Origin of the sequence: Stenotrophomonas sp. 3diitr2024, assembly GCF_042136455.1 — a bacterium.
In the GTDB taxonomy this organism is placed as follows: Bacteria; Pseudomonadota; Gammaproteobacteria; order Xanthomonadales; family Xanthomonadaceae; genus Stenotrophomonas; species Stenotrophomonas sepilia.
Map to the genome: position 1 here is coordinate 1 of NZ_JBHHMJ010000339.1, position 21,381 is coordinate 21,381.

Genomic DNA, 21,381 nt, shown 5'->3' on the forward strand with positions numbered 1-21,381 from the left:
AGCCGGCCGCTGGCCGGCTGTTCTGCGATGCTTGCGGAGGGGGTTGAAATTGCCGGCCAGCGGCCGGCACTACCGCAGCGGTGCGGCATCCGGGTCGGCCACCGGCGACGGCGGGCAGGCGGGAATCTCAGAGGGCGTGGCCAGTTCTTCGGCATGCGAGGGCTTGCCGATCATCTTCGCCTTGCGCCAGCCACCCCAGCGGTAATACGCCAGCGACAGCAGCATCGACACCAGCGAGCTGACCGGGAAGCTCCACCAGATCGCATCGGCGCCCCAGTACGGCTGCAGCAGTTCGGCGAACGGCACGCGCACGCCCCACAGCGAGCCAGCCAGGATCAGCAGCGGTGGAATCACCGCGCCGGTGGAGCGCACTACGCCGGAGATCACGAAGCTGACGCCGAAGAACAGGAACGAGCCGATCACTACGTGGTTGAGGTGGCGCGCGATCTCCAGCGCCTGGCTGGCCGGTGGCAGGAACAGCGCCAGCAGCTGGCGATCGAACAGCACCAGCGGCAGGATCAACGCGCCGGTCAGCAGGAAGTTGAACAGCACGCCCTGGCGCGCGGTGCCGCGCACGCGATCCCAGCGCTGCGCCCCCACGTTCTGTGCGGCCATCGAAGAGCACGCTGCACCGATCGCCATCGCTGGCATCTGCAGGTAGTTCCACAGTTGCAGGGCAGCGCCGTAGCCCGCGCCGGTGTCGGTCCCGTACTGGTTGACCATGGTCATCAGCAGGATCACCGACAGCGAGATCAGCACCATCTGCAGGCCCATCGGCACGCCCTTGACCACCAGCGCCTTGAGGATGGTCATGTCGAGCTTGAACAGGCGCATGTCGGCGCGGCCCAGCCACAGGGTGTGGCGCTTGTGCCGCATGTACAGCAGCAGGCCGGCCAGCGACAGCGTCTGCGCGACCAGCGTGGCCCACGCCGAGCCGGCGATACCCAGCGCGGGAAACGGCCCCATGCCGAAGATCAGTACCGGGTTCAGCACGATGTCCAGCGCCACCGACACCATCAGGAAGCGGAACGGCGTGCGCGAATCACCGGCACCGCGCAGCGCGGCGGTGAGGAAGGCGAACGCGTACAGCGTCGGCATCGCCAGGAAGATGATCTGCAGGTAGGCCTCGGCCAATGGCAGCGAAGCGGCCGGCGTGCCCATCGCCGCCAGCAGCGGATGGGCCATGAACCAGCCGGCGAGGGCGATGATCACCGACAGGCCGATGAAGAAGGTGGCGCTGGTGCCGACCACGCGCCGCGCCTGCACGATGTCGCGCGCGCCGATCGCCTGGCCGATCAGGATGGTGGAGGCCATGCCGAAACCGAACACCGAGCCGATCAGGAAGAACATGATGTTGTTGGCGTTCGCGGTGGCGGTCAGCGCCGCCTCGCCGAGGAAGCGCCCGACCCAGACCGCGTTTACCGAGCCGTTCAGCGACTGCGCGATGTTGCCCGCCAGGATCGGCAGGGAGAACAACAGGAGATTGCGCCCGATCGGGCCGGAGGTCAGGTCAAGCGGTGCCTTGGCCATGGAGTGGTGATCGAATCCCGGGAGGCGCACACTAGCACCAAGCCGGTTTGCGGGATGTGGCAATGCATCAACGACTGCAGGTGGAGCGGAGGCTGGCGCTGGCCTTGATCAGCGTCGTATTGGCCGCATGTTCGATGGACGACCGGCTGGGTGATACCCAGATCCGGCCAACCGACCGTCCCGAGTGTCTGGTCGGCAGCCAGCGCCAGGACCTGGCCTCCGGGGGGCGGCCATTGATCGGCGGCACCGGCTGCCGGGCCGACCCGGACAATCCGCGTCCCCTCAACAAGCCACTGGAGTAGCCTTCCCCCATGCCCGAGCTTTCCCCGCTGTCACCCAGTGTCCGCCTGGACATCTGGTTGTGGGCGGCCCGTTTCTTCAAGACCCGCAGCCTGGCCAAGCAGGCGATCGAGACCGGCAAGGTCAGCGTTGCCGGGCAGCGTCCGAAATCCTCACGCGCGGTGCGCGTGGGCGAGCAGCTTCAGGTCGACCGTGGTGAAGAGCATTTCGAGGTCCAGGTGCTCGGCCTGAGCGATCAGCGCGGGCCCGCAGCGACGGCGCAGCAGCTGTATGCCGAGAGCGAGGCCTCCAAGGCGCGTCGTGCCGAACAGCGTGCGCTGCGCATCGCCGCGCGCGATGGGTTCCAGCCGCCGGAGCACAAGCCGGACAAGCGCGCGCGCCGGTTGATCCGCGCGCTGGGCGATATTGACGCGCTGTAAATGATGCGGCGCCGGGCCGGGTCCGGCGCCCGCAGGCGTCAGCGCTTGCCGCCGAGCAGGCTGCCGCCGATCTTCAGCAGATCGCCCACGCCGAGCTGGCCGTCACCGTCCTGGTCCAGCAGGCTGCCGAGCAGGCCACCGGCAAGACCACCCTGTTGCTGCACGTGCTGCTTTTCCTGGCCAAGCGCCTGGCTGAGCGAGCCGGCATCGGCCTGGCCGCCACCGAGACGCTGGGCGAGGAAGGCCATCACGATCGGTGCGAGGATCTGCAGCAACTGGCTGGTGCGGCCGCTGTCCAGCTGGGTAGCCTGCGCCAGCCCGCTTTCGACCTTCTGCTGGCTGCCGCCGAAGATGTGGCCGAGGATGCCGGCGCCATCGCTGGCGGCACCACCGCCACCGCCGCCCAGTACCGAGCCGAGCACGCTGCCCAGGTCCAGGCCGCTGTGGTTGTTCTGCAGTGCGCCGAGCAGCGCCTGTGCGCCCTGTGGCTGCGAGGCGTTGTTGCCCAGCGCGCCCATCAGCACCGGCAGTGCGGCGCTGATCGCACCGGAAGCCTGGGTATCGCTGATACCGAGCTGCTGGGAGACCTGCTGCAGCGGCGCGCCCTGCAGTTTGGCGAGAAGTTCATCGGTCAGGCTCATCTGCGGATTCCTTGATTGGGGTGGGGCGTGCAGAAGGTACGACGCGGACCGTTAAAACGGCGACGCCGCCTCACAGGGGGGCGGCGTGCCGTACACGGGGAGGGCGATCAGAGCTCGATGTCTTCCGCGCCCGGGGTCGCAGTAGGGAAGTCCGCTTCCGGTTGCGCCGGCTTGAACGGATCCGATGGCTGGCTGGCCAGCGCCTTGAGGGCTGCGGCGACGCCGGCACCGTAGGCCGGGTCGGCCTTGCTGCAGTTGTCGATGTGGCGCTGCTTGATGAAGTCCGGTGCATCGCCCAGGGCGCGGGCGGTGTTGGCGAACAGGCGGTCCTTCTGTGCCTGGTTGTAGCTGCGGAACAGCGCACCGGGCTGGCTGAAGTAGTCGGCGTCGTCCTCACGGAAGTTCCAGAAGTCGGCGTCGCCGCGGATCTTCATCGGCGGTTCGCGGTACTGCGGCTGTTCCTGCCACTGGCCGTAGCTGTTCGGTTCGTAATGCGGCAGGCCGCCGTAGTTGCCATCCACGCGCATCGCACCATCGCGGTGATTGCTGTGCACCGGGCAGCGTGCGGCGTTCACCGGAATCTGGTGGTGGTTCACGCCCAGCCGGTAGCGCTGCGCATCGGAATAGGCGAACAGGCGTGCCTGCAGCATCTTGTCCGGCGACGGGCCGATGCCCGGCACCAGGTTGCTCGGTGCGAACGCCGACTGCTCCACGTCCTGGTACCAGTTGACCGGGTTGCGGTTCAGTTCGAACTGGCCCACTTCGATCAGCGGGTAGTCGCTCTTCGGCCATACCTTGGTCAGGTCGAACGGATGGATGCGGTAGGTTTCCGCCTCCAGCTCCGGCATGACCTGGATGAACAGCTTCCACTTCGGGAAGTCGCCCTTCTCGATCGCGTCGAACAGGTCGCGGCCGTGGCTTTCGCGGTCATGGCCGACCAGGATCTGCGCCTGCGCGTCGGTCAGCGATTCGATGCCCTGCTGGCTGACAAAGTGGAACTTGACCCAGAAGCGCTCGCTGTCGGCGTTGGTGAAGCTGTAGGTGTGCGAGCCGAAACCATGCATGTGGCGGAAGCTGCGCGGAATGCCGCGGTCGCTCATCACCACGGTCACTTGCAGCAGGGCTTCGGGCAGCAGCGTCCAGAAGTCCCAGTTGTTGCGCGCGCTTCGCAGGTTGGTGTGCGGGTCGCGCTTGACCGCTTTGTTGAGGTCGGCGAACTTGCGCGGGTCGCGCAGGAAGAACACCGGCGTGTTGTTGCCGACCAGGTCCCAGTTGCCTTCTTCGGTGTAGAACTTCAGTGCGAAGCCGCGGATGTCACGCTCGGCGTCGGCGGCACCACGCTCGCCGGCCACCGTGGTGAAGCGCGCGAACATCTCGGTCTGCTTGCCCACCTTCTCGAACAGTTTGGCGCGGGTGTACTTGCTGATGTCGTGGGTGACGGTGAAGGTACCGAACGCACCCGATCCCTTGGCATGCATGCGGCGCTCGGGAATGATCTCGCGGTTGAGGTTGGCCAGCTTTTCCAGCAGCCACACGTCTTCCATCAGCAGCGGGCCGCGCGGGCCAGCGGTCTTGCTGTTCTGGTTGTCCACCACCGGTGCGCCGAAGGCCGTGGTCATCGGCGTGACCGGATCGTCGCCGTGCTTCTGCTTCGGCGTCGTGCTCAGCTCACGCTGCTGCTGGGCGCCTTCTGCCGGCGACGGAGCGGTGTGATACGGGCACTTGGGACTGTTGTTATCGGACTGGCTCATGGCTGGCTCCTGCGGGTGAAGACGGGGTGGAACATCTTCACTCGACTTTAGCTAGGGCCAGATGAAATGAATAATCGAATGATCCGTTCAGATTGATAGATTCTGTCAATTGAAACGCAAAATCGGATTTGCAGAGACTTTCAAGAGACCTCCTGCATGGCAGCCGGAGGCCGTCTCTATGCGTTGCAGTTACAGCAGCGCTTTCAACCGGTACAGGGCTTCCAGCGCCTGCTTGGGTGTCAGTTCGTCCGGGTCGATCGCCGCCAGCGCTTCCTGCGCCTTGCTGGCCGGGGCGCTGAACAGGCCGAACTGCTGCGGCGCATCCAATGCCTGCGGCGCCAGCTCGGCGGCATGGCTTTCACCGCCGCGCTGCTCCAGCTCGGCCAGGCGCCGCCGTGCCTGCGCCACGGTAGTGCGCGGCAGGCCGGCCAGCGCGGCCACCTGCAGGCCGAAGCTGCGGTTGGCCGGACCGTCCTTCACCGCGTGCATGAACACCAGCGCTTCACCGTGCTCGACGGCATCCAGGTGCACGTTGGCAATGCCGCTGCGGCCGCCCTCGTGTTGTTCGTCGGCCAGCGCGGTCAGCTCGAAGTAGTGGGTCGCGAACAGCGTATAGCAGCGGTTCTGGTAGGCCAGGTGACGTGCGACCGCATCGGCCAGCGCCAGGCCGTCGTAGGTGGAGGTGCCGCGGCCGATCTCGTCCATCAGCACCAGCGAATGGGCGGTGGCGTGATGCAGGATGTAGCTGGTCTCGGCCATCTCGACCATGAAGGTCGACTGCCCGCGGGCGAGGTCGTCACCGGCGCCGATGCGGGTCAGGATGCGGTCGATCGGACCGATAACCGCACGGCTGGCCGGCACGAAACTGCCGATGTGGGCCAGCAGCACGATCAGCGCGTTCTGCCGCATGTAGGTCGATTTACCGCCCATGTTCGGGCCGGTGATGACCAGCATGCGACGGTCGGGATGCAGGTCCAGGTCGTTCGGTTCGAACGGCTGCTCACGCACCGCTTCGACCACCGGATGGCGGCCACGCTCGATCTTCAGGCACGGTGCCGTTTCCAGTTCCGGCCGCGACCAGTCCAGCGCCTGCGCGCGCTCGGCGAAGGCGGCCAGCACGTCCAGTTCGCTCAGCGCAGCGGCGCACTGCTTCAACGGTTCCAGCTGTTCGCCGAGGGTGTCCAGCAGCTGCTCGTACAGGTATTTCTCGCGCGACAACGAACGGTCGCGCGCGGACAGCACCTTGTCTTCGAACGCCTTCAGTTCTTCGGTGATGTAGCGCTCGGCATTGGTCAGCGTCTGGCGACGGGTGTAGTGCACCGGCGCACGGTCGGACTGGCCCTTGCTGATCTCGATGTAGTAGCCGTGCACGCGGTTGTAGCCCACCTTCAGGGTGGGAATGCCGCTGCTTTCGCGTTCGCGCTGTTCCAGATCGACCAGGAACTGGTCAGCATGGGTGGACAGGCGGCGCAGCTCGTCCAGCTCTTCATCGAAGCCGTCGGCCAGCACGCCGCCGTCGCTCAGCTTCAGTGGCGGCATTTCGGCAATGGCGCTGGCCAGCAGCTGCGCGCACGCGTCATGCTCGCCCAGCGCGGCGTGCAGGGCCTGCAGGCGCGGCGAGTCCAGTGGCGCCAGCACCTCGCGCACGGCGGGCAGCAGCCCCAGGCCATCACGCAGGGTGGAAAAATCGCGCGGGCGCGCCGAGCGCAGTGCGACGCGGGTGAGGATGCGTTCCAGGTCGCCCAGGCGGCGGAACTGTTCGCGGATGTCGGCGTCGCTGCCGCGATCGATCAGGGTTTCCACCGCATGGTGGCGCTGCACCAGCACCTCGCGCAGGCGCAGCGGGCGGTGCAGCCAGCGCCGCAGCAGGCGGCCGCCCATCGGCGTCACCGTGCTGTCGAGCACGCCCAGCAGGGTATTGCGGGTATCGCCGTCGACGCGCGTATCCAGTTCCAGGTGGCGACGGGTGGCGGCATTCATCGCGATCGCCTCGCCAGCGGTTTCCATCGCGATCGAAGTCAGGTGCGGCAGGCGCTGCTTCTGGGTTTCCTCGACATAGCCGAGCAGGGCACCTGCGGCAGCGGTCGCGCGCGGCCTGTCATCGATGCCGAAGCCGCTCAGGTCATGCAGCTTGAAGAAGTTCAGCAGCTGGCGGCGGCCGCTGTCGGCGTCGAACAACCAGGGGGCGCGACGGCGCACGCCGGTGCGCTGGCGCAGGAATTCCGGCCAGTTCTCTTCGTCGGGCACCAGCAGCTCGGCCGGCTCCAGTCGGGCCAGTTCCGCTTCCAGGGCGTCGTCGGTTTCCACTTCGTTGACCAGGAAGCGGCCACCGGCCAGGTCGGCCCAGGCCAGGCCGTAGCCCTGCTTCGTGCGCGACAGCGCCATCAGCAGGGTGTCACGGCGCTCGTCCAGCAGCGCTTCGTCGGTGACGGTTCCGGGGGTGACGATGCGCACCACCTTGCGTTCGACCAGGCCCTTGGCCAGCGCCGGGTCACCGATCTGCTCGCAGATCGCCACTGACTCGCCCAGCGCCACCAGCCGTGCCAGGTAGCCCTCGTAGGCATGCACCGGCACGCCGGCCATCGGAATCGGTGCGCCGCCGGAGCTGCCACGCTGGGTCAGGGTGATGTCGAGCAGGCGCGCGGCCTTGCGCGCATCGTCGTAGAACAGCTCGTAGAAGTCGCCCATGCGGAAGAACAGCAGCAGGTCCGGGTACTCGGATTTGGCTGCGAAGAATTGCTTCATCAGCGGGGTGTGTTCGGCGGACTTGTCTTTGGACATGGGACTCGTGGATCTGGGCATCCGGCCGCGCCGGAGGGCGGTCGCAGCGGAGCGGGTACAGGGCCGTCCATGGTAACTGCTGGGGCGCAGGGCTGCCGCCACCGGTGGCAGGCTGGTACGGCACGTAAAGGAGTCAGGCCGGGACCAGCGTGATCTGCCGGTGGCTGGTGAAAATCTCCATGACGATCTCGAAGTAGGTCGGGCCTTCGCCCCGTTGCAGGGCCTGCAGCTGGTGGGCAATGGCCTGCGTGTTGAAGCTGCCCGGTGTGTCCAGCTTTGCCTGCAGCCATTGGCGGGTGGTCTCCATGCCCAGGGCCGTGCGGCTGTGGGCAATATCGCGCCAGATCAGCGTGGCCTGCGCCTGGCCGGCCAACGCGCCATAACTGCCATGCAGCAGGTCGTCCAGCGCATCAAGGCTTGGCCCGAGCTGCCACGCCTCGCCAGCCATGAACACGCGGTTGATCTCCGCGTACAGGCTGGCGATGTCATCGATGGCGGCGCCTTCAATCTGTAGGACGATGGTCATGCGCCGACTGTAGCGTGACCCGCGCGCAGGGTGTGTGCGGCTGAACGGATTCGCTTTGCGGGCGTGGGCCGTGCACCGCATACTTGGCGGCTGCACTTCGCTGCACGGCTGTCGTGCAGCCGCATGTGCCGCTTTGCAGGTACGAGGCGAACGCTCGTTCCGCAACCTGCCAACGCTTTGCCGCTAGCCCTTGCGCCGGGCTGACGCGCGCCCTGCGGAAATTCATCCTTCAGAAACTCCCGCGCCGGCCGATCTGTACTGCGGCATTGCGCCTGTCGCGCGATGCCGTGGCTGTCCATGGTGGCGCAGCCTCGGTTCACGTTCCTGCAGCACCGCGGCTGGCAGGACGATTTCGAATGGAACGTAGCGTGGAAACAGGGAAGAAGCACCCGGGGCCGAGGCTCCATCGTGGTTGGTCGTTGATGCTCGCCGTTGCCGCATGGCCGGCGACCGCCCAGCAGGCCGGTGATCCCGCCGCGCAGGAACTGCTGCGGCAGCAGGAGCGCGAACGCGTGCTGCGCGAGCAGCAGGAACAACGTCCCGACGTCCGCCTGGAGCGGGACGCGCAGAAGGAGAGCGACCGCCTGCCGGCGCATGAGCACCCGTGCGTACGCATCGATCGCATCGTGCTGGAAGGCGAAGACAGCCAGCGCTTCGGTTGGGCACTGGCGGCGGCCGACCCGACGGACGATCCGGCCACTGGCCGTTGCCTGGGAACCGAAGGCATCAACGTGGTGATGAAGCGTGTGCAGAACGCGATCATCGCCCGTGGCTATGTCACCACGCGCGTGCTGTCGGCACCGCAGGACCTCAACCAGGGCACGCTGGCGTTGTCGGTGGTGCCGGGCCGGTTCCGCGAGGCCGTGTTCTCCGATCCGCAGGGACGGCATCCGGCCCTCGCCAATGCACTACCGATCCGCAGTGGCGGCCTGCTCAACCTGCGTGACATCGAGCAGGGCCTGGAGAACCTGCAGCGCGTGCCCACCGTCAGCGCCGACATCAAGATCGCGCCGGCCGACGGCGAGGGCGCGGCGCCGGGCCAGAGCGACCTGCAGATCGACTGGACGCAGCGCTCGCCGGTGCGCGCCAGCGTCACCCTGGACGATGCCGGCAGCCGCGGCACCGGCAAGCTGCAGGCCAACGCGACGCTGTCGCTGGACAACCCGCTGGGCCTGAACGAGCTGTTCTACGTCAGTGCTGGCCGCGGTGTGTTCAACGGCCGCGGCAAGGACACCGACAGCTGGACCGCGCACTACGACGTGCCCTACGGCTACTGGCTGTTCGGTGCTACTGCCAGCGCCTACGACTACAGCCAGAACGTGGTCGGTGCCTTTGAACGCTACGAGTACAGTGGCCGCAGCCGCAACGCCGAAGCGCGGGTGGACCGGCTGCTGCTGCGCAATGCCAAGGTCAAGTTCAGCGCCTACGCGCGCGGCTGGCAGCGCGAGTCGAAGAACTACATCGACGATACCGAGATCGAAGTGCAGCGCCGCCGCACCGCTGGCTGGGAACTGGGCCTGACCCACAAGCAGTTCATCGGCACTGCCACGCTCGATGCCAGCGTGGCCTACCGGCGTGGCACGGGCGCCTTCCACGCACTGCGTTCGCCGGAAGAGATGGCGCAGTTGTGGGACCCGACGTTGCCGCTGGAAGGCACCTCGCGGATGAAGCTGATCACCGCCGACGCGCAGTTCAGCGTGCCGTTCCAGCTGGGCAAGCAGCGCCTGCGCTACACCGCCGCATGGCGGGCGCAGTGGAACCGCACACCGCTCTCGCCACAGGATCGCTTCGCCATCGGTGGCCGCTATACCGTGCGCGGTTTCGACGGTGAAAGTTCGCTCAGTGGCGAGCGTGGATGGTCGCTGCGCAACGATCTTTCGCTCGGTATCGGGGGCGGCCAGGAGTTCTACGTGGCTGCCGACTACGGCCGCATCGGCGGCCCATCCGCGCAGTGGCAGTCCGGCCATGACCTGGCCGGCATGGCACTGGGCCTGCGCGGCGGCTGGCAGCAGCTTTCCTGGGATGGCTTCGTGGGTTCGGCGCTGCACAAACCCGCCCATTTCCCCACCGACTACACCACATTCGGCTTCAGCCTGGCCTGGCGCTACTGATCCGCCACAAGGACACGTGACATGAACACTATCTATCGTCTGGTTTTCAACCGCGCGCTGCGCGTCTGGCAGGTGGCTTCGGAGCTGGTGAAGGGCGGCGGTGGCCTGGTCGGCCATGTGCCGGGCCGGCAGAGTGCTGCGCTGTCGCCGCTGGGCTTCGCGCTGATGTGCTCACTGGGCTGGGTCAGCATGGGAACGCCTGCGCTGGCGCAGTCCGATGCGCGCATCATTTCCGATCCGAATGCGCCGGGCCGTGAACGGCCGACGATGGTGACCGCACCCAATGGCGTGCCGATGGTGAACATCACCACGCCGTCGGCGGCGGGTGTGTCGCGCAACCGCTATTCGCAGTTCGATGTCGGACGCGAGGGCGTCATCCTCAACAACGCCCGCGGCCAGGTGCAGACGCAGCTGGGTGGCTGGGTGCAGGGCAATCCGTGGCTTGCCACCGGCAGTGCGCGGGTCATCCTCAATGAGGTGAACGGTCCGGCCAGCCGGCTCAACGGCTACGTGGAAGTGGCCGGGCAGCGCGCCGAGGTGATCATTGCCAACCCGGCCGGCATCCAGGTCAATGGCGGCGGTTTCCTCAATGCCAGCCGGGTGACCCTGACCACCGGCACGCCGATGTTCACGGGTGCAGGCGCACTTGAGGGCTACCGCGTCACAGGGGGCGCGATCCAGATCGATGGCGATGGCCTGGACACCAGCCGTGCCGATTACACCGACCTGATCACCCGTTCGTTGCAGGTCAACGCCGGCATCTGGGCCAATCAGTTGCAGGCGACGCTGGGCAACAACGTGGTCAGTGCCGACCAGGCCAGTGCGACCGCAGCCAGCGGCGGGGCGCCGGCCTTCGCGCTGGACGTTGGTGCGCTGGGCGGCATGTTCGCCAACAAGATCTGGCTGGTCGGCAACGAGCACGGCGTGGGCGTGCGCAATGCCGGCAGCATTGGCGCACAGGCCGGCGAGCTGGTGGTGACGGTGGATGGCCGGCTGGAAAACACCGGTGCCCTGCAGTCGCGGCAGAACGTGCGCGTGCAGGCCGGTGGCGATCTTGCCAATGGCGGCACCATCGCCGCCACGCGCGAAGTTGCGATCACCACCGGCGGCACGCTGGACAACAGCGGCGGCACGCTCAATGCACAGCGCCTGCAGGTGGAGGCGCAGAGCCTGCGCAACCGTGGCGGCGCCATTGAACAGACCGGTGTGCAAGCGCTGGCACTCAAGGCCGACGCAGCCAGCAACCGTAGCAATGGCCTGTTGGGTGCACTGGATGCCATGGCATCAAGTGGTAACGGGAGCAGCGCTGGCAGCGGCGCGTCGCCCGGCAATGGCGGTGGAACACCCGGAACCGGCACGCCGGGAACCGGAGGCGGCAATGGCGGCTCGGCGGGCATGCCGACGTCGCCGGAGCTGCCCCTGGCCGAGGGCCTGATCGCCATCGCCGGTACGCTGGACAACGACGGCGGCAGCATCAGCAACGGCGGCACGGTGTCACTGGCCGCACGCAACGGTCTCGACAACAGCGGCGGTCGCCTGGGCGTGAGCGCGCTGCAGGCCGGGGGGGAGCTGCGCAATGACGGCGGTATGCTGCAGGTGCATGGCGATGCCGCGTTGCAGGTGGGCCTGTTGTCGAACCAGAAGGGTGCGCTGAGCGTGGCCGGCGACCTGTCGCTTGATGCGCAGGCGCTCGACAACCGCGGTGGTGAACTGCGCCACGCCGGCAAGGCGGCATCGTCGTGGACGGTGCAGGGCCTGTTCAACAACGACGGTGGCCTGCTGGCCACCAATGCCACGCAGCTGGCCTTGCGCGCGGGCCAGGTCGGCAATGCCGGTGGCCGCATCGAACACGCCGGTGGCGGTGGTCTCGCGTTGGATACGGGCGACTGGGCCGGCAGCGGTGGGCGACTGAGTACCCTGGGCCGCCTGCAATGGTCGACCGGCAATGCCGATCTGCGCAACGGTTCGCTCAGTGCGGCGGCGTTCGACATCCTCGCCGCGACGCTGGACAACCGCGGCGGCAGCCTGCTGTCGCTCGGTACCGGGGCCAGTTCGGTGAAGGCCACGACGCTGGACAACAGTGCCCGCGGCACGTTGGCCGGCAACGGCGATCTGGCACTGGTCGCGACCACGCTGGACAACAGCAACGGCCTGGTTCAGCAGGCTGGCACCGGCACCCTGAGCGTGCAGGCCGATACGTTGCGTGGCAGCGGAGGGCGCCTGCTCAGCAACGGCGCGCTGGTGTTGTCCGGCGGCGAGCTGGACGTGAGTGGTGGTACGACATCGGCGCAGAGTGTGCAGATCCACGCCGGGGCACTGCGCAACCGCCAGGGCCAGATCGTTTCGCAGGGTATCTCGGAGCTGGCACTGGACGTGCGCGATGCGCTCGACAATCAGGGCGGCCAGATCGTCGGCAACGGCGGCCTGCGCATCGACGCCGGTCGCATCGACAACCAGAAGGGCACGCTGCAGTCGGCCGGTACGCAGGGCGTGTCCCTGGCGGTCCGCGGCATCCTGGACAACAGCGGCGGCGGCATCTCCGGCAATGGCCAGGTGCAGCTGCAGGTTGGCAGCCTGGTCAACCAGGGCGGCAAGGTGCTGGCCGCAGGCAGTGGTGCGCTGCAGGCGCAGGCCCGCGAACTCCTGGACAACAGCAACGGTGGTCGCCTGGCCGGTACTGGCGATCTGCGATTGCAGGCGGTACGGCTGGACAACCGCAGTGGGGCGATCGAACACGCCGGCGGCGGCATCTTGCAGATCCACGCCGATGGCCTGCAGGGCGCGGGCGGCCGCATCCTCAGCCAGTCGTCGCTGATGCTTGAGGGCGGCCAATTGCAGCTGGGGGCCGGCAGCATTACCCAGGCCGAGCGCATCGCCATCGATGCGCAGCACCTGGACAATGCCGGCGGCAACCTCAGCGCGACCGGCAGCGACATGCTACGGCTGCACGTGGCGCAGCGCGTGGACAACAGTGGCGGTACGATCGCCGGCAACGGCGCGCTGGATGTACAGGCCGGTGAACTGATCAACCGCAAGGGCACGCTCAGCGGTGCCGGAACGGTTGACGGCACGCTGCAGATCGCCGGAGCGCTGGACAATCACGAAGGCACGATCGCCAGCAATGCCAACCGCCTGACGGTCACTTCCGCACGGCTGGACAACAGAGGCGGCAGCATCCGCCAGGCCGGCAACCTGGGCCTGGATATCACCACCGGCCGCCTGGACGGCAGCAAGGGCACGCTGGTCTCCTCGGCCACGCTGACCCTGCGTGCTGGCGACGTGGATCATCGTGACGCGACGCTGGGCGCCGATCGCCTCGACCTTGAGGCCACCACGCTCGACAACGCCGGTGGCCGCATCATCGCCAGCGGCGAAGGCGCCAGTCGCATCAAGGCCACGACGCTGGGCAATGCCGGTGGCACGCTGGCCAGCAATGGCGACCTGGCCCTGCTGGCACAGGCGCTGGACAACCGTGCAGGCAGGATCCAGCACGCGGGGAGCGGCCAGCTGCAGGTCTCGGCGAAGACCCTGCTGGGCAACGGCGGCAGCGTGCTCAGCAATGGCAGCTTCGCGCTGGATGGCGCCAACCTCGATCTGACCGCGGCAACCACCTCGGCGCGCCGCGTCGACATCACCGCCGATACCCTGACCACCTCCGGTGGCACGCTCACCGCAACCGGTGAAGACGCGCTGCGCCTGCGCGTACAGGGTGTGCTGGACAATAGCGGTGGATCGCTGGCCAGCAATGGCGCGCTGGATGTCAGCGCGCAGCAGCTGATCAATGCACAGGGCACGCTGCAGGGTGCAGGCGCGGGTCACTCCACGCTGGCGATCGGCCAGGCGCTGGACAACCAGAAGGGCCGCATCCTGCTGGGCGGTGCCGGCACGGTCACCGCGGCCAGCCTCGGCAACCAGGGTGGCACCGTGCATGCGGGCGGCAGCGCGCTGGTGCTGGGCGTTGACGGTCGTCTCGACAATGGCGACCAGGGCCTGCTGTCCAGCATCGGCACGATGACCCTGGGCGCCGGCAGTCTCGACAACCGCCACGGCACCCTGGTCGCTGGCAAGGACCTGAGCGCGACCACGGCGGCAGGCGTAGACAACAGCGACGGCGCGATGCAGGCCGGCGAACGGCTGCAGTTGCAGGGCAATGGCCTGCTCAACCAGCGCGGCACGCTGCTGGGCGGCCAGCTGGACATCGATACCCGCGGCCAGCGGCTGGACAACCGCGCCGGCACGCTGGGCACGCAGAAGGGCGACCTGATCGTTCGCAGTGGCGCGATGGACAACCAGGGCGGTCGCGTGCAGTCGGCGGCCGACCTGGCCATCAACACGGCCGGGCAGGACATCGACAACCGCGCCACCGCCAGCAGCGGTGGATTGCTGGCGGCCGGAAAGCTGCAGCTGCATGGTGGCGTGCTGGACAACCGTGGCGGCGCAGTCAATGCACAAGGCGATGCGCGCTTGCTGCTGGCCCGCGTCGACAACAGTTCCGGTGGAACACTTGCCAGCGCCGCGAATCTGTCGCTGCAGACGGCGAGCCTGGTCAACGCCAGTGGGCGCGTGCAGGCCGGGCGCAACCTCGACCTGACCCTGGACGGGCACCTGGACAACGCTGACGGCGCGATCGCGGCCGGCCAGCTGTTGACCCTCACGGCCGCCAGCGTGGACAACCGCAACACCCGTGGCGGCGACGGCACGCGTGGCCTGCAGGCGGGCCAGCTGCAGTTCGGTGCACAGTGGCTGGACAACAGCCATGGCCAGGTCGTCACTGATGGCGGTGCGCGGCTGCAGATCAACGGCCAGCTGCAGAACACCGGCGGCGTGATCAGCACCGGCGGCAACCTGGACAGCCAGGCGGACAACGTCGCCAACAGCGGCGGCCTGCTGCGCGCCGATGGCAGCCAGACCCTGGTCGCACGTGCGCTCAGCGAAGACGGTCAGGTGCATGCGCAGCGTGACCTCGGCCTCACCCTGCAGCAGGGCATGCGCCAACGTGGCGAATGGATCGCCAACGGCACGCTGTCGCTGAACCTGCACGGCGACCTCGACAACCAGGGTGTGGTGCGTGGTGGCAACCTCGACCTCAACGCCCAGAACATCACCAATGCGGCCTCGGGTGAGATCTCCAGCCAGGGCACGACCCACCTCAATGCCCGTGGCCAGCTGACCAACCGGGGCCTGATCGATGGCGCGCTGACCCACCTGGAGGCCGGCGAGATCGACAATCTTGGCACCGGGCGCATCTATGGTGATCGCGTGGCGATCTCCACCGGCGTGCTGAAGAATCGCGCCGAAGAGGCCGGTGGTGCCACCCGCGTCGGCACTGTGGCTGCACGCGAGCGCCTGGACCTGGGCGTGCGCGAGCTGCAGAACACCGGCAAGGGCCTGATCTACAGCGGCGGTGATGCTGCCATCGGCGGCACGCTGAGTGCCGATCGCATCGCCAGCGGCATTGCCGGGCGGATCGACAACATCAGCTCGGTCATCGATGTGACCGGCAACCTGTCCATCGATGCGCAGGTGGTCAACAACATCCGCGAGAACGTGGCGATCGCCCCGACCCTGGTCAAAACCATCGACACTACCGTCAACATGATGGTGGCGGCGTGGCAGAAGAACTCGAAGAACACCGCAGGCACGGTCAGCGATACCAGCAATTACAAGGCCTGGGAGTTCTACTACATCGCGCCGGAAGACGTGCTGCAGGACGAGCCCTATATCGCGCCGGACGGCACTCGCCTGGGCAAGGCGGTGGTCCGCCTGACCGCGAACACCTCGCGCTTCTTCTTCGGCTCTGGTGGATTGGGCTATGACGTGCGCGGCGAGCGCTGGCGCATGGATCCGGTCACGGGTACCGTCACGATCTACTACGTGAGCAAGGGTGCCGCCGCCAATCCGGACCAGGTGCCGGGCGGCGATCCGTTCGACGTACTCAAGTCGAAGGAGAAGTTCACCTACCAGAACGACCGCCTGACGTTCTCCAGCGCCTACGGTACCTGCAGCACTACCTGCATCCAGTTCATCACCCCGGCGTCGTTGAGCAATCCCGATGCGACCATTGTCGGCCGCCGCCAGCACACGCAGGAACACGGCCTCAATGAAGAAAAGCGCGTTGCTCACCACGTGGCCCATGAGGACCAGCTGCAGCCCGGTGCCGGTGCCGATGCGGTGATCCGTTCCGGCGGCAACATGCGCCTGTCGGTGGACGAGCTGAACAACCGCTACGCGCAGATTGCTGCGGGCGGCAATCTGCAGATCGTCGGTCACGGCGCCGACAGCCGCGTCAGCAACGTCGGCCTCGAATTGTTCCGCACGCACACCTTCAACAACACCTCCATTGCCTACGACGGCACCCGAACGCAATGGACCGCAGAGTCCATCTCCGAAAAGATCGGCCAGCTGGGCGGCCAGATTACCGCCAACGGCACGTTGAGCATCGACGTCGGTGACCTGAGCAACCTCAACCAGGGGCGAAACGCGCCGAACGTGCAGAACGGTTCGGCGATGGCCAACCTCAACGTGCAGGGTCCCAAAGCGCTGCCGGATGGGCCGGGCCACGGCGGTGCGCAGGGGCCGGGCCAGTCCACCGGCACCGGTGCCGAACGCGCGCTGGCGCAGGCGGCCGATGCCGCCGGTACCCAGCAGGGCGGCAGCGTCGGCGGCGTGAGCGGCAACACCGGTTCGTCCGGGCCGCGCGTGGTCGCAGCCAGTGGAGGATCGCCGGATCGCATCGCGATGGGTGCACCGGACACGCGCGCGCCGAGCGCCAGCCTGTTCAACGTCAATCCCAACGGCGGCCACTATCTGGTCGAGACCGATCCGCGCTTCACCGACCACAAGACCTGGCTGAGTTCGGACCACCTGCTGGGCCAGATGGGCTACTCGCCCGATACCGTGCAGAAGCGGCTGGGTGATGGCTACTACGAGCAGAAGCTGGTGCGCGAGCAGATCGGCCAGCTGACCGGTCGCCGCTTCCTGGACGGCTACGCCAGTGACGAGGCGCAGTACCGCGCGCTGCTGGAGGCCGGTGCCACGGTGGCCAGCGAATGGGGCCTTCGCCCCGGCGTGGCGCTGACCGAAGCGCAGATGGCACAGCTGACCAGCGACATCGTCTGGCTGGTCGAGCAGACCGTCACCCTGGCCGATGGCAGCACCACCACCGCGCTGGTGCCGCAGGTCTACCTGCGCCTGCGCCCGGGAGACCTCGACGGCAACGGTGCACTGCTGGCCGGTGCCAATGTCGATATCAAACTGGGCAATGGCCTGGTCAACACCGGCAACATCGCCGGCCGCAAGCTGGTGACCATCGATGCCGGCAACATCGAGCATCTGGGCGGCAGCATTTCCGGCCAGTACGTCGGGCTGTCGTCGGACAAGGACATCCGTGTTGTCGGTGCCGCCGTGACGGCCACCGATGCGCTGTCGGTCAAGGCCGCGGGCAATGTCACGGTGGCCTCCACGGTGGAGACACAGCAGGGCGGTGGCACCTACCAGTACGAGACCAACCGCATTGATCGGGTTGCTGGTCTGTATGTGACCAACCCCAGTGGCGACGGCATGCTGTCGGTGGTGGCTGGCGGTGACATCAACCTGCAGGCCGCACAGATCCGCAACGCCGGCGCCGACGGCCTGACCCAGCTGGCCGCAGGCGGCACTCTGGATGTTGGCGCGATTGCGCTGGAGGAGCGCCGCGACGCCACCTTCGATGAACGCAACCACCAGCGCAGCAGCAGGACGACGCACGCTGCCACATCGGTGCAGGGCGCTGGCGATGTGGTGCTGGCGGCCGGCAAGGACATCAACCTGGCCGCCGCGCAGATCAAGGCGGCGGGCGGTCTGGCATTGCAGGCCGGTGGGGACATCAACAGCCAGGGGCCGGTGGACAGTGAGAGCCGGGATTTTGCCAATGCAGGCAAGCGCAGCTCGCTGCAGGTCAGCCAGCGTGATGAGACGGTGCGGGGCAGCCAGTTGTCTGCTGACGGCGGAATCGCACTCAGTGCAGGTCGCGATGTGAACCTGGTAGCCGCGGAGGTACGAAGCGAACAGGATGCGATCAGTATTGGTGCTGGCCGTGATGTGAATCTGACATCTGCGCAGGAAGAGCATACCTGGGAGCAAGACACCCAGCGCAAGAAGCGTGGGCTCACGTCCACTACGCGTACCGCAACGCATGATGCGACCCAAGACATCCTGGCCATTGGCACGGTTTTGTCGGGTGAGCGGATCAGCATCGGCGCAGGTCGTGACATCACAGCCGAGGGCGCCAAGATTGCGGCCACTGGCGATGTAGTGATGGCTGCCAAGGGCAATCTCAGTATTGTTGCTGCGGAGTCCAGTCATTCCGAACAGCACAGTAGCGATCGCAAGAAGTCCGGGCTACTTGGAGGGATGAATGGCAGCTTCGGGGTTACCTTCGGCAGCCGAAGCAGCGGCAACAGCAGTTCCCTGACCGAGACGATCGCGGAAGGAAGCATCGTCGGCAGCGCGCTGGGCAGCGTGACACTAACGGCGGGAGAAACGCTGCACATCGGCGGATCCGATGTTCTCTCCAAGAACGGAATGACGTTGCTTGGCAAGAATGTACGTATCGATTCAGCAGAACAGCACTCGGAGTACAACGACAGGAACTACTTCAGGCAGTCCGGTCTGAATGTTGCCGTGGGCGGTGCGACCGTTGATACGATTCAAAGTGCACGCGCCGTGTACGCTTTCGCCAAGCGCGCAGACGAGGTCGAGGACGATCGCCTCAAGGCGCTCTATGCGTACAAGGCGGCGCAGGGTGCAATCGCGGTGGCCCAGGCTGCGGGGCAGCAGTCGGGCGATGGCGGTGGCGGCGCCGGATTGAACGTCCGGGTGACCGCAGGAACCCAGCGATCCCAGTCGGAAACGACGATGGAGCAGACGACCCATCGTGGCAGCACATTGCACAGTGATGGCGATGTGGTGATCGCAGCCACGGGCGGTGATCTGACCGTGGTGGGCAGTAACGTGTCCGGTCGCAACGTAGATCTTGCGGCGGCCAAGGATCTGGTGATCAGAAGCAGCGAGGATCGCTATGCCCAGGACAGCAGAAGCCAGTCCCAGGGTGGAGAGATCGGTGTTGCGATCAGTGGAAGCAGCGGCGGTGGTGCAGCGATCGGTGTCTATGTTGGCGCCAATGCCGCGCGTGGCAAGGCCGACGGGAACGGCACCGTCCACAACGAAAGTATCATCAAGGCCGGGGATCGCCTTACGTTTGCGAGTGGTGGAGACACGACTTTGCAGGGCGCACAGCTGGTTGCCAACCAGGTGATTGGCCAGGTAGCGGGCAATCTGACGGTTCGCACAGAACAGGACACGGATAGATACAAGAGTCAGCAGCTTGCGGCGAAAGGTGAAGCCACGATTGGCTATGGCTTCGAGGGTAGTGCCAGCGGCAGTGCCGCCTTGATTGACAGTGACTACCGTGGCGTCCGTGAGCAGACGGGAATCGCCGCTGGCGACGGGGGCTTCCAGTTGCAGGTGGGGGGCAACACGCATCTGGTCGGGGCCGTCATCGCAAGTACCGCGGATTCCTCGAAGAATCTACTGTCGACGGGTAGCTTGACGGTTGAGGATCTAAACAATCGAGCGGAGTTCCTTTCTGCATCGATCACTGGCGGTACCAGCGGCGGTGGGAGTCCCTCAGACGGGTTCAATTTCAACCCGTCGGTGATGCCGGGCATGCCGACGGGTGACAGCAGGAACACCACCACGCGGAGCGGCGTAGCCGACGGCACGATCGATATCAGAAACGGAGACAGCAGCACGCTGGCAGACCTGCAGCGCGGCGTAACCAGTCTGGACAACGCCAACGGGTTTGCGCCCATCTTTGACGAGAAGAAGGTTCAGGAGCGGCAGGAACTCACGCAGATCCTGGGAGAGATCGGTTTCAAGGCCGTTGGCAATCTGGCCTCCAAGAAGAGTGCCCACGCCAAGGTGGACCTGGAAGTTGCGCGCGCCAATGGTGATGCCGAGGCCGAGGCAGACGCGCTGCGGCGGATCAGCGAGTGGGGTGAAAGCGGGCGCAACAAGGTCTTGCTGCATGGCCTGACAGGCGCTGCCGTTGCGGCATTGAGTGGCGGCGATATTAGTGGCGCCGCTGCGGGTGCCACCGGTGCCGCGCTGGCCAAGGAGGCAATGACGCGTTTCCTCACAGGCCAGGGCATAGATCCGCGAAGTGGTGAGTTCAACAGCTTGATCGAACTCGCCAGTGCTGCGCTGGGCGGGGTCGTGGGTGGTACCGATGGTGCGGGCACGGCGCTGCTGGGAGATCAGTTCAATCGACAGTTGCATCCTGATGAGATCAATTTCCTGGCCGCAAAGGCCAAGGACTTCGCCAATCTGCTGTTCGGATGCGGGGAAAACTGTAGTAGCGATCAGGTCAAGGTGGCGCGGGGGCGTCTGTTGCGCGAAGCCTACGCACGTGTAGATGCCATATACGGCTCGTACGAGTCAGACTTTGCTGCGTCAAGCTTCATTGGCTCAAACCCAATGACGTTCGTTGGTCCCGATGGTCAGCAGCGCGAAGGGCTCATAGAACTGGACAATGATCGCCGCAATGACCACAGCCTGTACAAGGATCTGCTTGGCACCCGGCGAACGGAATTCAATCTGTTGACGGAAGCACTGCTGGACGGTGGGAAAACCGAAGCGGCGTTAAGACTGGACTACAACCGGCAGCTCGCTGAGCTCGCCACGAGTGCACGTGGCCGCGATGGAGTGATGATCCTCGAAACCTTCAGTGGAGAAATCGGGGGATGGGGCTCAGTAGTAAAGAATGTACTGAAGGGGGATGGTGAGTCTGCGAGCCTTGCAGCTGCGCCTCTTCTTATTTTCACCAAGGTGCCGGGGGCCAAGACCGCAGCCGAGTTGGCGGAGGACCTAGCGACGCAGATTGTGAAGGGAGCTGCGTCTCGGGCCGAGGCAACAGCAGGCACAATGAGTGCGAACATTGGCACTCCTTTGACCTTCAACAAGGCGACCCGGACTTGGAGTAGTCCGGGAGGGCTTGACTATGGGATGGGCTCTATACATGGAAATCGTATCAAGCACATATTGGCACATACGGTTCCAAACCCAGCAAAGGTCACGCATTCCGTTTTCGTTGAGGATAGATCCAAGTTGATCTCTCTTATCGACGAGGCCTGGAGGATGAAGGGCGCTGCGGTGCCTGGAGATCCGGGGGCATTCATAGTCCCTATGGGGCGAGTAATTGGCACTGCCGGTGAGAAGAACATAAGAATTATTGTTAAGCCTGGCACCAATAAAATAATATCTGCGTATCCTGTACAGTGAGGT

Annotated in this window: 9 protein-coding genes; 4 read left to right on the top strand and 5 right to left on the bottom strand. The window is 66.2% G+C overall.

Annotation, left to right across the window (positions count from 1 at the left end; translation table 11 throughout):
• Positions 1–69 precede the first annotated feature (69 nt).
• A complete protein-coding gene (locus ABGA94_RS08500) occupies positions 70–1,530 on the bottom strand; it encodes an MATE family efflux transporter (RefSeq protein WP_262221253.1) in 1,461 nt (486 codons plus the stop codon).
• Between the two features lie 62 nt (positions 1,531–1,592).
• Here ABGA94_RS08500 and ABGA94_RS08505 point away from each other — a divergent pair, with 62 nt between their 5' ends.
• Positions 1,593–1,832: a hypothetical protein gene (locus ABGA94_RS08505; RefSeq protein WP_111127963.1), complete on the top strand. Its 240-nt coding sequence runs from the start codon at positions 1,593–1,595 to the stop codon at positions 1,830–1,832.
• Positions 1,833–1,841: 9 nt separating this feature from the next.
• Entirely contained in the window at positions 1,842–2,249 is a 408-nt protein-coding gene (locus ABGA94_RS08510) for an RNA-binding S4 domain-containing protein (RefSeq protein WP_005415742.1), read from the top strand.
• 38 nt (positions 2,250–2,287) lie between these two features.
• Here ABGA94_RS08510 and ABGA94_RS08515 read toward each other — a convergent pair whose 3' ends face one another.
• The 4 genes from ABGA94_RS08515 to ABGA94_RS08530 form a co-directional block, all read right to left on the bottom strand.
• A complete protein-coding gene (locus tag ABGA94_RS08515; RefSeq protein ID WP_065178082.1) occupies positions 2,288–2,890 on the bottom strand; it encodes a DUF937 domain-containing protein in 603 nt (200 codons plus the stop codon).
• 107 nt (positions 2,891–2,997) lie between these two features.
• Positions 2,998–4,557, bottom strand: a complete 1,560-nt coding sequence (locus ABGA94_RS08520) for a catalase (RefSeq protein ID WP_372486456.1) — start codon at positions 4,555–4,557, stop codon at positions 2,998–3,000.
• A gap of 273 nt (positions 4,558–4,830) precedes the next feature.
• On the bottom strand, positions 4,831–7,422 hold the full coding sequence (mutS, locus tag ABGA94_RS08525; RefSeq protein ID WP_375367009.1) for a DNA mismatch repair protein MutS: 2,592 nt from the start codon (positions 7,420–7,422) through the stop codon (positions 4,831–4,833).
• Positions 7,423–7,555: 133 nt separating this feature from the next.
• Complete coding sequence (locus ABGA94_RS08530) at positions 7,556–7,948, bottom strand: barstar family protein (protein ID WP_053498144.1); 393 nt, start codon at positions 7,946–7,948, stop codon at positions 7,556–7,558.
• 422 nt (positions 7,949–8,370) lie between these two features.
• Between ABGA94_RS08530 and ABGA94_RS08535 the strand changes: the two genes are divergently transcribed.
• The gene (locus ABGA94_RS08535) at positions 8,371–10,059 is read left to right on the top strand and encodes a ShlB/FhaC/HecB family hemolysin secretion/activation protein (protein ID WP_375367011.1); all 1,689 of its coding nucleotides are present in this window, start codon (positions 8,371–8,373) and stop codon (positions 10,057–10,059) included.
• Positions 10,060–10,080: 21 nt separating this feature from the next.
• On the top strand, positions 10,081–21,378 hold the full coding sequence (locus ABGA94_RS08540) for a hemagglutinin repeat-containing protein (protein WP_375367013.1): 11,298 nt from the start codon (positions 10,081–10,083) through the stop codon (positions 21,376–21,378).
• Positions 21,379–21,381: the final 3 nt, after the last annotated feature.